16 protein-coding genes are annotated in these 13,493 nt (G+C 29.5%); 10 read left to right on the forward strand and 6 right to left on the reverse strand.

Annotated elements, in window-relative coordinates; all coding sequences use genetic code 11:
* Positions 1-41 precede the first annotated feature (41 nt).
* Together H0I23_RS08980 and H0I23_RS08985 are read left to right on the forward strand one after the other, a co-directional pair.
* Entirely contained in the window at positions 42-824 is a 783-nt protein-coding gene (locus H0I23_RS08980; protein WP_216782893.1) for a carboxypeptidase-like regulatory domain-containing protein, read from the forward strand.
* Between the two features lie 184 nt (positions 825-1,008).
* Entirely contained in the window at positions 1,009-1,809 is an 801-nt protein-coding gene (locus H0I23_RS08985; protein ID WP_254073581.1) for a metallophosphoesterase, read from the forward strand.
* A 14-nt stretch (positions 1,810-1,823) separates the two neighbouring features.
* On the opposite strand, the gene H0I23_RS08990 is transcribed toward H0I23_RS08985, so the two are convergent.
* The gene (locus H0I23_RS08990) at positions 1,824-2,474 is read right to left on the reverse strand and encodes an RNA methyltransferase (RefSeq protein ID WP_216782895.1); all 651 of its coding nucleotides are present in this window, start codon (positions 2,472-2,474) and stop codon (positions 1,824-1,826) included.
* Between the two features lie 57 nt (positions 2,475-2,531).
* Here H0I23_RS08990 and H0I23_RS08995 point away from each other — a divergent pair, with 57 nt between their 5' ends.
* Entirely contained in the window at positions 2,532-3,236 is a 705-nt protein-coding gene (locus H0I23_RS08995) for an NAD-dependent deacylase (protein ID WP_216786055.1), read from the forward strand.
* Here H0I23_RS08995 and H0I23_RS09000 read toward each other — a convergent pair.
* Entirely contained in the window at positions 3,199-3,672 is a 474-nt protein-coding gene (locus H0I23_RS09000; protein WP_216782896.1) for a heme-binding domain-containing protein, read from the reverse strand. The genes H0I23_RS08995 and H0I23_RS09000 overlap by 38 nt on opposite strands.
* A 32-nt stretch (positions 3,673-3,704) precedes the next feature.
* Here H0I23_RS09000 and H0I23_RS09005 point away from each other — a divergent pair, with 32 nt between their 5' ends.
* Together H0I23_RS09005 and purB are read left to right on the forward strand one after the other, a co-directional pair.
* The gene (locus H0I23_RS09005; RefSeq protein WP_216782897.1) at positions 3,705-4,265 is read left to right on the forward strand and encodes an adenylosuccinate lyase; all 561 of its coding nucleotides are present in this window, start codon (positions 3,705-3,707) and stop codon (positions 4,263-4,265) included.
* 108 nt (positions 4,266-4,373) lie between these two features.
* Positions 4,374-5,717 (forward strand): adenylosuccinate lyase, encoded by a 1,344-nt coding sequence (gene purB, locus H0I23_RS09010; RefSeq protein ID WP_216782898.1) that lies wholly within the window; start codon positions 4,374-4,376, stop codon positions 5,715-5,717.
* Between the two features lie 70 nt (positions 5,718-5,787).
* Here purB and H0I23_RS09015 read toward each other — a convergent pair whose 3' ends face one another.
* A complete protein-coding gene (locus tag H0I23_RS09015) occupies positions 5,788-6,597 on the reverse strand; it encodes a mechanosensitive ion channel family protein (protein WP_216782899.1) in 810 nt (269 codons plus the stop codon).
* A gap of 251 nt (positions 6,598-6,848) precedes the next feature.
* Between H0I23_RS09015 and H0I23_RS09020 the strand changes: the two genes are divergently transcribed.
* The 5 genes from H0I23_RS09020 to H0I23_RS09040 all read left to right on the forward strand — a co-directional run bounded on the left by H0I23_RS09020 (position 6,849) and on the right by H0I23_RS09040 (position 11,702).
* Entirely contained in the window at positions 6,849-7,544 is a 696-nt protein-coding gene (locus H0I23_RS09020; protein ID WP_216782900.1) for a response regulator transcription factor, read from the forward strand.
* A gap of 1 nt (position 7,545) precedes the next feature.
* A complete protein-coding gene (locus H0I23_RS09025) occupies positions 7,546-8,934 on the forward strand; it encodes a HAMP domain-containing sensor histidine kinase (protein WP_216782901.1) in 1,389 nt (462 codons plus the stop codon).
* Positions 8,935-9,013: 79 nt separating this feature from the next.
* Positions 9,014-9,505, forward strand: coding sequence for a hypothetical protein (locus H0I23_RS09030; protein WP_216782902.1), 492 nt, complete (start codon positions 9,014-9,016; stop codon positions 9,503-9,505).
* A gap of 52 nt (positions 9,506-9,557) precedes the next feature.
* Positions 9,558-11,228 (forward strand): SulP family inorganic anion transporter, encoded by a 1,671-nt coding sequence (locus H0I23_RS09035; RefSeq protein WP_216782903.1) that lies wholly within the window; start codon positions 9,558-9,560, stop codon positions 11,226-11,228.
* A gap of 129 nt (positions 11,229-11,357) precedes the next feature.
* Positions 11,358-11,702: a hypothetical protein gene (locus H0I23_RS09040; protein WP_216782904.1), complete on the forward strand. Its 345-nt coding sequence runs from the start codon at positions 11,358-11,360 to the stop codon at positions 11,700-11,702.
* Between the two features lie 76 nt (positions 11,703-11,778).
* On the opposite strand, the gene H0I23_RS09045 is transcribed toward H0I23_RS09040, so the two are convergent.
* From H0I23_RS09045 to H0I23_RS09055, 3 genes are all read right to left on the reverse strand, one after another.
* Positions 11,779-12,315, reverse strand: a complete 537-nt coding sequence (locus H0I23_RS09045) for a DUF4252 domain-containing protein (RefSeq protein WP_216782905.1) — start codon at positions 12,313-12,315, stop codon at positions 11,779-11,781.
* A 61-nt stretch (positions 12,316-12,376) separates the two neighbouring features.
* Positions 12,377-12,922 carry a DUF4252 domain-containing protein gene (locus H0I23_RS09050; protein ID WP_216782906.1) on the reverse strand — a complete coding sequence of 182 codons (546 nt, stop codon included), beginning with the start codon at positions 12,920-12,922 and terminating at the stop codon, positions 12,377-12,379.
* A gap of 31 nt (positions 12,923-12,953) precedes the next feature.
* Positions 12,954-13,493 carry a DUF4252 domain-containing protein gene (locus H0I23_RS09055; RefSeq protein ID WP_216782907.1) on the reverse strand — a complete coding sequence of 180 codons (540 nt, stop codon included), beginning with the start codon at positions 13,491-13,493 and terminating at the stop codon, positions 12,954-12,956.

The raw sequence follows: 13,493 nt of genomic DNA on the forward strand, positions 1-13,493 counted from the left end.
TTTTTTTGTTTTGTTTACTATTTTAGAGCTTTATTTGATATATGCTAAAGAAATTATTTTACGGAGTGTTCTTCTTTTTTACTGCATTAGGCTTTTCTCAAGAAACTGAAGAAGTAGATGAAGGTGAACCTATAAAAGCCATTGTAGTAAACGCACAAGATGCATCTGTAATGGAAAGTGTACACGTTGTTAACTTAAACAAAGTCGTAGGTACGATTACAAATGAAAAAGGTGAGTTTGAAATTAGAGCGTCTGTAAATGATACTTTATACTTTAGCTACCTTGGTTTTAAATCTCAAAAAGTACGAGTTACAAATGATATGTTTAAGTTTAAGGACACTAAAATAGCCTTAACTGAATTAGCCTATGCCTTAGAAGAGGTTATTGTATCATCTTACAACCTAACTGGCTACTTAGAAATAGACGTAAAGAACCTACCTATAAACGATTCTTACCAATACAGTATTTCTGGTTTAAATACAGGCTATGAGGCTCGTAAAAAGAATCCTAGTGCTGTTACTAAAGTTTTAGGCGCTATATTAAACCCAGCCGATTTACTTAGAAACCTATTTGGTAAAAAGCCAAATCAGATGAAAAAGTTGAGAAAAGTAAAAGAAGACGATGCTATAAAAGACTTACTTGCTTCTAAATTTGACAGAGAAGCTCTTATCGAATTATTACATATTGAAAAAGTAGATATTGAAGATATTTTAAATAACTGTAACTATTCAAAATCTTTTATAAGAACAGCTAACGATTTACAAATATTAGATGCCATTAGTGGTTGTTACGAAGACTTTAAAGTATTAAATAGAAAAAATTAAAACAATATTGTTTTTAATAAAAAAATAAAAACCGTAATCTATTACGGTTTTTTTATGCTCATTTATTACTGGTTATTTCAAACCTTAATTTTTACTAAATTTTTATTAAACGAACTGTTATTATTATATAAAAACAGTTCCTTTGCTCTTAAAAAAATTAATGGCTATTAATAGAAGAAAGTTTATGAAAACGCTCTTTTTAAGCATTGTAGGGTTAGTAGGCTTTATATATCTTGACAGCTTTTGGATTGAAAAATACATTATCGATTGGAATGAATTTGATGTATCAAATAATTCATCTAATAAAATTAAAATAATACAGCTATCAGATTTGCACTTACATGAAATTAAGTACTTTCATAAAACAATTGCTGAAAAAATTAATTCCGAAAATCCTGATATTATAGCCTTTACTGGTGATACAATTACTAGAACTAGTAAATTTCCCGTACTAAAAAAACTTCTTGACTTAATTGACCCCGAAATATTGAAAATTGTAATATTAGGAAATAAAGAACATGATGGTCGCATTCTTGTAAGTGAATTAAATGATGTATTTAAGGACTATAATGGACTAGTATTAGTTAATGAAAATTATATATTTGATAAATTAGACCGAAAAATAAATATTATTGGTGTCGACTCTTTAATGCATGGAAATCCTGATTTCAAAAAAGCAATAACTGGTATCGATAAAAAATTAGATACTGTGGTATTAAATCATTGTCCTGAATATAGTGATGTAATTGATGACCTCAATCAAGATGAGGAAGTAAATATAAAGATGATTTTATCTGGGCACACACATGGCGGACAAATAACATTTTTTGGTAAAGAAATATATAAACCTGTAGGTAGTGGCCGATATTTGAAAGGATGGTATCAAAATAAAAATACAAAAATGTACGTATCTAAAGGTATTGGAACAACTGCGCTACCTATTCGTTTTTGCGCTAGAGCCGAGGCTATTATTTTTCATATTTAAAAGGAGCTTACCCCCTATTCAAAATATCTTTCTAAAATATCATCAATACTTTTAATCGATTTTTTAGTCCAGTCTAATTGCTTCTCTAATTTTTCACTTTCAGTCAATTTCCAATCAAAATTTTGCTTTTTAAGTTTTGTTGTTAACGTTTGTAGCGTAATTGCTGCTGAAACAGAAATATTTAAACTCTCTGTAAAACCTACCATAGGGATTTTTAAATAACCATCTGCCTTTTCTATAACTTCTTGACTTAAGCCTGATTTTTCTGTGCCAAAAAATAATGCTGTCTTTCCTTCTAATTGAAAATCATCTAAATAACAAGAATCGTTATGTGGTGTTGTCGCTATAATTTTATACCCTTTTGCTTTTAAAGTTTCAATACAACTCGTTGTACTATTGTATTTAATAACATCAACCCATTTCTGAGATCCCATCGCTATTTCTTCATCTAGTGTGTTACTATTTCTTTTTTCGATAATATGCGCCTCTTGTACTCCAAAAACATCACAAGAACGTATTACAGCACTTGCGTTATGCATTTGATACACATCTTCAACAGCTACAGTGATCAGTTTTGTACGTTCTTTTAAAATTTCTAAAAAACGCGCTTTTCGTTCTGGTGTAATAAAATCTTCTAAGTAATCTAAAAGTTTAAAATCAATCATAAATCGAATATAATAAAAAATTAAAGTTGTATATTTTCAATACCAATTTTCTTTATGATGAAAAATATAGTTGTTTTAACAGGAGCTGGAATTAGTGCAGAAAGTGGCATAAAAACTTTTAGAGATGAAGATGGCCTATGGGAAGGTCATAATGTTATGGAAGTTGCTTCGCCTGAAGGTTTTCAAAACAATCCTAAATTAGTTTTAAACTTTTATAATGAGCGTAGAAAACAATTATTGACCGTTTTACCAAATAAAGCCCATAATGCCCTTTCAGAATTAGAAACGCATTTTAAAACTACTATAATTACACAAAATGTAGACGATTTGCATGAGAGAGCTGGTAGTACTGATGTTTTACATTTACATGGAGAATTATTAAAAGTGAGAAGTACAAAAATATCAAGAATAGGAGCTCCTGTTATTTTAGATTGGAAAAAAGATTTAAAACTTGGTGATAAATGTATTAACGGACATCAACTAAGACCCAATATTGTTTGGTTCGGCGAAGAAGTACCCTTACTTAACAAAGCTATTGAGATAACTCAAAAAGCAGACATTTTAATAATTATTGGCACTTCAATGCAGGTATACCCTGCTGCTAGCCTTATAGACTTTATTTCAGAAAATACACCTATTTATTTCATAGATCCAAAACCTAATGTTCAAAAAAACGATTTTAACAACTTAAACATTATTCAAGAAACTGCTGTAAATGGGGTTCCTAATCTCGTTTCATCTTTAATTGATACAATAGTCTAGTTTTATTCGCCCATTCTAAAATGGCATTTTTTTCACTAGTACTTAAATCTGCTTTTGAGTGCAACCAGATATATTCATTTAAAGGCATTTTATTTTCATCAACCTCTTCAACCAACTCCTCTAGCTTATGTGATTTTTTATCAGATGTATATGTACCCCATTCCGAAAAATTTAAATGCTTTTTCCCATCTTGCACATGATCATTTACCCAATATGATACTGGAGCTAAGTTAGCATACCAAGGGTAATGTGTGGTATTACTATGACAGTCATAACAAGCATTCTCTAAAGAGATTTTAACATTTTTAGGTGGGTTTGTTTCTGTTGTAAAAACATACAAGTCATTTGATTCTGACATGTTTTTTTCGGGTCTATAAAACTGTAATAATGCAAAAATTAAAATTAAAGCTAATCCAGTATTTTTGATTATTTTCATGGTTGAAATTGAATAGCTAAAATTACAATATATTGGAAACAATAGAACTTAAAAATTCATTAAATTATGTAAATCACTCTAGAGAAAAAAGAGCTGAAATGTCACTTTTAGTTCTAGAAAACCCTAATTTAATTGAGCCTTTATTAAAAATAGCTTTCACTGTAAAAGACCCTATCTCATCAAAAGCGTGTTGGGTTTTAGAATTTACAGCTAAAGAAAAATTGTCTTTTATATTCCCTTATTTAAACGAGTTTACATCAAAAATGGGAACTGTATACTTACACCCTTCTGTGCGTCCAATGGCTAAAATTTGCGAATATTTAATTACATCTTACTTTTCGAAATCACCCAACAACGTAAAAGAGTTTTTAAACAACGTACATTTAGAACGTATTACAACAGCTTGTTTTGATTGGCTTATTGGTGAGCATAAAGTTGCAGCACAAGCATATTCGATGACTTGTTTATTACTATTAGGAAAAAAATTTGATTGGATTTTGCCTGAGTTAAAAATTATATTAGAAAAAAATTATGCTCAAGGCAGCTCAGCATACAAGGCAAGGGCACGTATGACACTTGCTAAAATTAAGTAAGCAACTAAACTTTGTTACAAAACTTGACTATTTCTAATCTTCATTTTTTAGCTGTTTAAGGAATACGTATCTTAGCAAACTTAAAAAATCAATCAATTCTTATATAAAATGTCTTTAAATAAATTGAATGCGATTTCGCCTATTGATGGTCGTTATAGAGGTAAAGTAGAAAAATTAGCTGATTACTTTTCAGAAGAAGCTCTAATAAAATACAGAGTGCATGTTGAGATAGAATACTTTATAGCACTTTGTGAAGCTGAATTACCACAACTTTCTGGTTTTGATAATTCTAAATTTGATGCTTTAAGAAAAATATATCTTGATTTCTCTTCAGAAGATGCGCAAGCAATTAAAGAAATTGAAAAAACAACAAACCACGATGTTAAGGCTGTTGAATATTTTATAAAAGACAAATTTGACGCACTAAACTTACAAGAATTTAAAGAGTTTATCCATTTTGGATTAACCTCTCAAGATATAAACAACACAGCAATTCCTCTTTCTATTAAAGATGCAATGAATGATGTGTATGTACCTCAATATTTAGAGCTTTTAAGTGCTATTGAAAAATTAGCCGAAGATTGGGCTTCTATTCCAATGCTAGCAAGAACACACGGGCAACCTGCTTCACCTACTCGTTTAGGTAAAGAAATTTCTGTTTATGTAGTTCGTTTAAAAGAACAGTTTAATTTATTAAATGATATACCTAGTGCGGCTAAATTTGGTGGCGCTACTGGAAATTACAATGCACATAAAGTAGCATATCCAAAAACAGATTGGCAAGCTTTTGGACAAAAATTTGTTCAAGAAAAATTGGGACTTCACCATTCATTCCCAACTACTCAAATTGAACATTATGATCATATGGCTGCTTTGTTTGATACTCTCAAAAGAATAAATACAATAATCTTAGATTTAGATCGTGATTTCTGGACTTATGTATCAATGGATTATTTCAAGCAAAAAATAAAAGCTGGTGAAGTTGGTTCATCTGCTATGCCACATAAAGTAAATCCAATTGATTTTGAAAACTCAGAGGGTAATATTGGTATTGCAAATGCAATTTTTGAGCATTTATCGGCTAAATTACCAGTATCTAGACTACAAAGAGATTTAACTGATAGTACTGTTTTAAGAAACGTTGGTGTGCCGTTTGCACATACTATGATTGCATTTCAATCTACATTGAAAGGTTTAGGCAAATTACTTTTAAATAAAGAAAAGTTTGAACAAGACCTAGAAAATAACTGGGCTGTAGTTGCTGAAGCTATTCAAACTATTTTAAGACGTGAAGCATATCCTAACCCATATGAAGCATTAAAAGGTTTAACACGTACAAACGAAAAGATAAACCAAAATTCTATTGCTAGTTTTATTGATACATTAGAAGTTTCTGAAGCTATAAAAGCAGAACTAAAAGCAATTACCCCTAGCAATTATACAGGTATATAATTATCTATTATTCATAAAAACAAAAAGACCGCTAATAGCGGTCTTTTTTTATACATATATGTTATAAAGATTATTTATTAATCTGAACTTCATGTGGATAAGGAATTTCAATTTTAGCAGCATCTAAAGCCATTTTAGAACCTTCAATTGTTGCAAAGTAAACATCCCAATAATCTTCAGGCTTACAAAATGGGCGTACAGCTAAATTAACTGAGCTATCTGCCAATGCTTCAACATTAACCGAAGGAGCAGGATCTTTCAATACCTTAGGGTTTGCTATAAGCATTTCTAAAAGCACTGCTTTAGCTTTTTTCATATCTTCCCCATAACCAATACCAACAGTAGTATCAACTCTCATTTTACCTTCTGCAGTATAATTAATTATATTACCATTTGCCATAGCTCCGTTTGGCACTATCGCTAATTTATTCTGAGGAGTAATTAATTTAGTAGTAAAAATTTCAATTTGCTTTACATTTCCTAAAACTCCTTGTGCTTCAACTAAATCTCCAATTTTATAAGGCTTGAAAATCATAATTAAAACACCTCCAGCAAAATTAGATAATGATCCTTGTAAAGCTAACCCAATTGCTAAACCTGCTGCTGCAATAATTGCTGCAAAACTTGTTGTCTCTACACCAAGTTTTGAAATCACCATTATGATCAAGAAGATTTTTAATCCCCAAGAAAAAAGATTCAATAAAAAGCTCTGTAGTGATTTGTCGTACTCTTTATTATTAAGTACATTTTTAACTCCTTTGATAATTTTTTTGATGATCCAAGAACCAATGATGTAAATAGCTATAGCCCCAAGAATTTTTGGGCCATAATCAGTTACAAACTCAATTCCTTTTTCCATCCATACTTCTGCATTTTCCATTTTTAAACGTGTTTAGTGATTATTTTTTGTTAATAGTTGCCGAAATATAAGAAAAATCAAATAAGGTTAATCTTTATTTTAAACATGAAAATGTTATCATTTCATCAAACACCTAATATTTAGCTATATATAAACACTTTTTTTTTTCAAAATTCTGATTTATTCTTTTAAATTTTAATTCTAAAAATGCTAAATTAGATATTAAAATAATTAGAGTTTTTCCATCAAGAAATCTAATTAAATATTTATTTATGCTTACTAACGTATTACTTATTGAGGATGAACAGAATGTTGCTGCTTTTATAAAAAAAGGCCTTGATGAATTGGGTTTTGATGTTATCATATCATATACCGCTAAAATGGGCTTAGAGCTATTACATCAAAAAAATATAGATATAATAATTTTAGATGTAATACTCCCTGATGGAAATGGTATTGATATTTGTAAAAAAATTAGAGCTTTAGGTTATAATCAAACGCCTATACTAATGCTTACTGCATTAGGCACAACAGAAAATATTGTAGAAGGCCTTGGAGCTGGTGCCGATGATTATTTAACAAAACCATTTAAATTTAGAGAACTGGTTGCTCGTTTAGAAGCTCTTTCTAGAAGAATTAAACACAACAACACTACTAATCAATTAGTACTTACTATTGCTGATATAACATTAAACTGCGAATCTAAAATCGTAAATAGAGGTGGAAAAGAACTTAAACTTACCTCAACAGAATACCGGTTATTAGAATATTTTTTAAAAAATAAGAACAAAGTACTTTCTAGAATTGACATTTTAGAATATGTGTGGGATATTGGTTTTAATATGGGAACTAATGTGGTAGATGTTTATGTAAATTATTTGAGAAATAAAATTGATAGAAATTCGGATACAAAACTAATTCATACTGTAATTGGCATGGGCTATATTATGAAAGAAGAGACTTTGTAATATGAAAATTAGAAGAAAAATAACCCTTGGTTTCGTAGCTCTATCAGCCCTATTATTATTGGCAATTTTCTTTTTTATTTACTACTCTACTAAAAAGTATACTGATAAAGAATTCTACCTACGGTTACGACAAAGAGCATCAATTGCTATGCAGGCACATATAGATGAAGATGAACAAAACATATCTATATACGATGATATTCGAAAAAAACACTTGCAAACCTTACCTAATGAAAAAGAAGTAATTTATAAAATTGACATCGAGAATAAGAAAATATTAGGAGAGGTAAATGAATTATTACCTTCTATTTTTTTTGAAGAGGTCTTTTCAAAAAAATATGCGGAAACCAAAGTTAACGACGTTTACTATACTGGGTTGTTATTTTCTGATATAGCTGGAGATTTTATTGTAGAATTTTCGGCAAATGATCTTTATGGTAAAGCTAAAATGCGAAACCTAAAAGGAATTTTAATAATCGCATATTTTGTTAGCCTATTGTTTTTATATGTTTTAGGTCAATATTATTCAAAACAAGTTTTAGATCCGATAATAACTATTATAAATAAAGTAAACTCTATTCGTGCTAAAAACCTTTACCAACGTTTAGACCCTGGTAACAATAATGATGAATTGGCAGAACTTGCACTAACATTTAATGCTATGTTAGATCGCTTAGAAACATCATTCGAAATGCAGAGTAACTTTATGCACAATGCATCACATGAATTAAAAAATCCGTTAACAGCTATTTTAGGACAAACAGAAGTTGGCTTACAGAATATCAGAACCGAAAAAGAATATATAGATATATTACAAACTATTGAAAAAGAGGCTTTAAGGTTAAATAACTTAATAAATGGTCTTCTTAATCTTGTACATACCGATAATGACAAAAAAGGTATTATCATTGAACCGATAAGGGTTGATGAATTAATTTTAGACATTAAAAAAGATATAGATATTACATACCCAGACAATGATATAACTATTGATTTTAGCCAATTGCCGCCTCATGAAGATTTACTTATCATGAATGGTAATTTAAACTTTATTAGAATTGTTATTTACAATGTTTTAGATAATGCTATAAAATTCTCTGATAACAAAAAAGTTAAATTATGGCTAAAAACTACTTCAGAAAATATTGAAATAAATACACTTGATAAAGGCATAGGTATACCTTCAAATGAAATTAAAAATATATATGAACCTTTTTTCAGAGCATCTAACGTTAGAGGTGTTAAAGGTTTTGGTTTTGGTTTACCACTATCTTCAAAAATTATAAAAATGCACGGAGGTACTATCGAAGTAACTTCTGAAGTTGAAAAAGAGACATTAGTTAGAATCATCTTTCCTAATAAAAATCAATCATACAATGTTCTTAAGTAAATTCTAATCTCATTCTAATCTCGTTATTATTTCTTTTTAATGTGATGCACGTATACTTGCTTCAAATTAAAAAATACTAATGAAAAAAGTAATTATCCCTACAGATTTCAGTATCAAATCTCTTCAACTAATAGCACACGTTGCACAGTTTTATCCTGATGAATTAACGGATGTATTACTTGTGTACGGCTATAGAATATCTGATATCGACGATAAACTTTCACATTCTTCATCTAGTCAAATTATTAGAAAACTTGCTGATGGCGATTTTTTAGAGGCTAAAGCTGATATGCAAAAAAAATTCTGTTTAAACATTAACTCTATTCACTTAGATGTTTTTACAGGAACAAACTCATTTGCTTTTCAAAATTATAGAGACTCTCATCAAATACATGATGCTATAATACCAAATAAAGGTTTTTTGAAATTTTCTGGTAGTAGTTGTTTCGACCCCTCAAAGTATATTTCAAAAAATATAGCTACGGTTTGTAATGTAAACCTTGCTAATGATTTTGAACCTAAAAAAAAACAGCGCTCTAAATCTTTCATAAAAAACCTATTAAAAAGATAAACCAATTCCTTGTTAGCTGATATTTAATACTACTACTATTTAAACAAAACAAATGAAAAAATCTAAATATTTAAAAACTGACATCCAATCTGGTTTAGTCGTTTTTTTAGTTGCCTTACCGTTATGCCTGGGTATTGCTTTAGCTAGTGGCGCTCCACTATTTGCTGGTATTATATCAGGTATTATCGGTGGTATTGTTGTTGGTTTTTTAAGCAATTCACAACTAAGTGTTAGCGGGCCAGCTGCTGGCCTTACTGCCATTATATTGACAGCAATTGCGACTCTAGGTTCTTTTGAAGCATTTTTAGTTGCTGGTATAATAGCGGGTATATTTCAACTTATATTAGGTTTTGCTAAAGCTGGTATAATATCGAATTACCTACCCTCTAATGTAATTGAAGGTATGCTTGCTGCTATTGGTATTATAATTATACTAACACAACTACCACACGCTGTAGGCTACGATATTATGCATGAGGGCGATTACTTTTTTATTGATAAAGAAGGTAAACATCAACTATTCTCAGTTATTATTGATGCTATTAATTATATGCACATAGGCTCTATTATTGTGGTACTAGCCTCACTAGCAATAATTATTTCTTTTAATGAGATTGGTTTCTTTAAAAAGATAAAAGCCATTCCTAGTGCTTTGGCAGCAGTTTTAATAGGTGTTGGTATTAATGAGCTTTTTAAAGCTACAGGATCTTCGTTTGCTATTGGGCCTGATCACCTTGTTAGCTTACCTACTCCCAGTTCATTCTCTGAATTTTTAGGTCAGTTTGCTGTTCCTGATTTTACTCAAATTACAAATATTGATGTTTGGATCGTTGCTGCTACTATAGCTGCTGTAGCCAGTATTGAAACGCTACTTTGTATTGAAGCTGCTGATAAATTGGATCCACTAAAACGTTTTACGAACACAAATACCGAATTAAAAGCACAAGGTATTGGAAATATTATCAGTTGTTTAATTGGTGGCTTACCTATGACTTCTGTAATTGTTAGAACGTCGGCCAATGTCAACTCTGGAGGACGAACAAAAATATCAGCCATATCGCATGGTGTATTTTTACTACTAGCTGTTGTGTTAATTCCTTTTTTATTAAACAGAATACCATTAGCCTCTTTAGCTGCTGTATTAATTATTATAGGTTATAAATTAGCTAGCCCTCGCCTATTTAAACATATGTGGAAAAATGGAAAAAAATTCCAATTTATTCCTTTCATAGTTACAATTGTTGCAATTATTGCTACCGATTTATTAAAAGGTGTAGGTATTGGCCTTGTTGTAAGTATATATTTTATTTTAAGAGGTAATGTTAAACTAGCCTACTTTTTTAAAAGAGATAACCATACTAAGGGCGAAACTATACAAATGGAATTGGCTCAAGAAGTATCATTTTTAAATAAAGCTGCTATTAAGCAAACCTTTATTCACTTACCTGCAAATAGTAAACTCATAATTGATGCTTCTAATACAATTTACATTGATCATGATGTACTACAGATGATTAAAGATTTTGTCAAATTTGGATCAAAAGAAAAAAATATAATTGTTGAATTGATCGGCTTCCGAAAGGTATATAAAATTGAAAATTCAGCAACACACGTTACTTCTCTTATCACTGAAACTGATGAAGATGTTTCTCCTAATTTAGTTAAAAACGGTACCAAAATACCTTCTAGCAAACTAAAAATAGGCGAATTAAGTAACATTTAAAAAAATAAATATAGTGTTTTTAACACCTATAAAAAGACTTTACTTTTTATGATTGAAGCTTTTTTAAAACGTATTGAGAACACTAATTTATAATTACAATTTTTTATTAATTAATTTAAATTTTAAAATATGAAAACTATTATTTCTATGTTTTGTTTCTTATTCATGTCATTTACTATACATGCTAATGACATTAAAGTGGGGTCTGTTTTAATTATTAGCAACCCTTCTAGTAATCAATATAAACACATTGAATTACCCAAAAAGAATTTTATAATTAAAAAAGGCGGAATTGCTGATTACTCAACTATTTTAAATGAAAAAGTTGTGGTTAGCGATTTAACTACTTCGGAAAATGGAGACATTGAAGTTGTTTTAAAACGAGAAAATGGTAAGCGTTTTTTTAATAGCCACACTGTATTAAAAGCTAATTTATCGCAAGCTTTACAAGCTAACGAGTTAATAAAACCCTAGTGCCAAATAAATTATAATTGAAAAGCCCACTTCTGACACGTGTCAGAAGTGGGCTTTTTAATATGTTATTGGTTTATTACTTAAAAATGTTTCCTAACATTTTTAATTGGTTACCATCTATATCCGATTTTTCAACAGCTTTTATTAACGTCATTAAATGTGCAGGGTTCATATTATCTCCTAAAACACGAACTAAAGCAAACCCTTTTTCTTCACTATCGCCATATATTATAACCTCATCAATCGAATCTTCTTTACCTAAATATTTAACAGTAGCTTTTCCGAAACTTGTATTAAACTTCATTAACTCTTCATATTGATCACTTTTAAGAATCTCTTTCACTTTTGCTTTTTCTAACGTAAAATCTGAAGCATTTTCATCTGTTTTTTTAAAAGCCAATATATTTAGCTTTTTTAATGAGCCGGCAGCTTTACGTTGCTCTTCTGTTAAGTTCGCTGTTTCAAGATTTAGTAAACTTGAAGGCAAGTCGAACGATATAAAATTCGGATTCTCTGAGTTAGCAACATAATACTCTTGTAACGTTTGTTTAGACGAGCAGCTTGTTAAAATAAAAGTAAATACCAAAAGTGCACTATAAACTATTTTTTTCATAATCATTTTCTTTATGTAAAAAAGACCTTAAAAGAATTACTTATCAAGGTCTTTAAAATTATTATTTACTTTTTTCTACCTTATTTAATTCTTTCGGTAAATTCATTTTACTGGTTAAAGAGCCTATTTTATTTAAATCAATATCGCCTGTTAAAGACAATAATACGGTTTCTATTTTATGTCCATTTAAATCTAAATCTGAAGAATCTATACCTGTTACAAACATTAATAGCTCTTGTACATGATCTGCATCTTTACCTTCTCTAATATAAAACTTCACATTTACATCTTCATCTTTAACACGCATTAACTCTTCTAGTTTTGAAGATTTTAAATACTTTTTTACTGATGCAGTCATATCTACTGATGCTTTTTCATCTTCAGTAATAAAAACTTTTAAGCTTTCTAAACCTTTTGCTACATCTATAAAATCTTGAGTCTCTTTATCCATATCATCCGTTTGAAAAGAACTGACAAAATCTATCATTCCTTTATTTACAATTACTGATGATACTTTATCCATATTTTCATATTTATCGAATAAAGATTGAGAAAAACCTAAAAATGGTAAAATTGCTAGTACTAAAAATAAACTGATTGTTTTCATGATTGATAATTTTTGATTGATGATGATATAATTATTTGTTTTTTCCTGCCTTGTTTAATTCCTTTGGTAAATTCATTTTACTAGTAAGAGAATTAATTTTATTTAAATCGATGTCTCCTGTTAACGATAGTAATACCGTTTCGAACTTTCTACCATCTACATTTACATTTTTAACTCCTGTAATAAACATTAAAAGTTCACTTACATGATCATCGTCTTTACCACTTTTAACGTAAAACTTCACATTAGCATCTTCATCTTTAATACGCATTAACTCTTCTAAAGATGATGATTTTAAATAACTACTAACTGATGCAGCCATATCACTTCCAATGATTTTATCTTCTGTTGTAAATACTTTTAAACTACTCACGCTTTTAGCAATATCCATAAAGTTTTGCGCTTCAGCATCGTCTACTTCAACATCTATTTTACTTAAAAGGTTAAACATACTTTTACTAACTATTACAGATGTTACTTTTTCTGAGTCTTCATATTTATCAAATAAAGATTGAGATACACCTATAGAAGGCAACATTGCCATCAAAATTATTATTAGGGACTTTTTCAT

Origin of the sequence: Cellulophaga sp. HaHaR_3_176 (assembly GCF_019021925.1) — a bacterium.
Taxonomy (GTDB): domain Bacteria; phylum Bacteroidota; class Bacteroidia; order Flavobacteriales; family Flavobacteriaceae; genus Cellulophaga.

Bases quoted from the DNA above. Each gene is read 5' to 3' on its own strand.
- H0I23_RS08980 (WP_216782893.1), top strand. From the start codon at position 42: ATGCTAAAGAAATTATTTTACGGAGTGTTCTTCTTTTTTACTGCATTA.
- H0I23_RS08985 (WP_254073581.1), top strand. From the start codon at position 1,009: ATGAAAACGCTCTTTTTAAGCATTGTAGGGTTAGTAGGCTTTATATAT.
- H0I23_RS08990 (WP_216782895.1), bottom strand. From the start codon at position 2,474: ATGATTGATTTTAAACTTTTAGATTACTTAGAAGATTTTATTACACCA.
- H0I23_RS08995 (WP_216786055.1), top strand. From the start codon at position 2,532: ATGAAAAATATAGTTGTTTTAACAGGAGCTGGAATTAGTGCAGAAAGT.
- H0I23_RS09000 (WP_216782896.1), bottom strand. From the start codon at position 3,672: ATGAAAATAATCAAAAATACTGGATTAGCTTTAATTTTAATTTTTGCA.
- purB (WP_216782898.1), top strand. From the start codon at position 4,374: ATGTCTTTAAATAAATTGAATGCGATTTCGCCTATTGATGGTCGTTAT.
- H0I23_RS09015 (WP_216782899.1), bottom strand. From the start codon at position 6,597: ATGGAAAATGCAGAAGTATGGATGGAAAAAGGAATTGAGTTTGTAACT.
- H0I23_RS09020 (WP_216782900.1), top strand. From the start codon at position 6,849: ATGCTTACTAACGTATTACTTATTGAGGATGAACAGAATGTTGCTGCT.
- H0I23_RS09025 (WP_216782901.1), top strand. From the start codon at position 7,546: ATGAAAATTAGAAGAAAAATAACCCTTGGTTTCGTAGCTCTATCAGCC.
- H0I23_RS09030 (WP_216782902.1), top strand. From the start codon at position 9,014: ATGAAAAAAGTAATTATCCCTACAGATTTCAGTATCAAATCTCTTCAA.
- H0I23_RS09035 (WP_216782903.1), top strand. From the start codon at position 9,558: ATGAAAAAATCTAAATATTTAAAAACTGACATCCAATCTGGTTTAGTC.
- H0I23_RS09040 (WP_216782904.1), top strand. From the start codon at position 11,358: ATGAAAACTATTATTTCTATGTTTTGTTTCTTATTCATGTCATTTACT.
- H0I23_RS09045 (WP_216782905.1), bottom strand. From the start codon at position 12,315: ATGAAAAAAATAGTTTATAGTGCACTTTTGGTATTTACTTTTATTTTA.
- H0I23_RS09050 (WP_216782906.1), bottom strand. From the start codon at position 12,922: ATGAAAACAATCAGTTTATTTTTAGTACTAGCAATTTTACCATTTTTA.
- H0I23_RS09055 (WP_216782907.1), bottom strand. From the start codon at position 13,493: ATGAAAAAGTCCCTAATAATAATTTTGATGGCAATGTTGCCTTCTATA.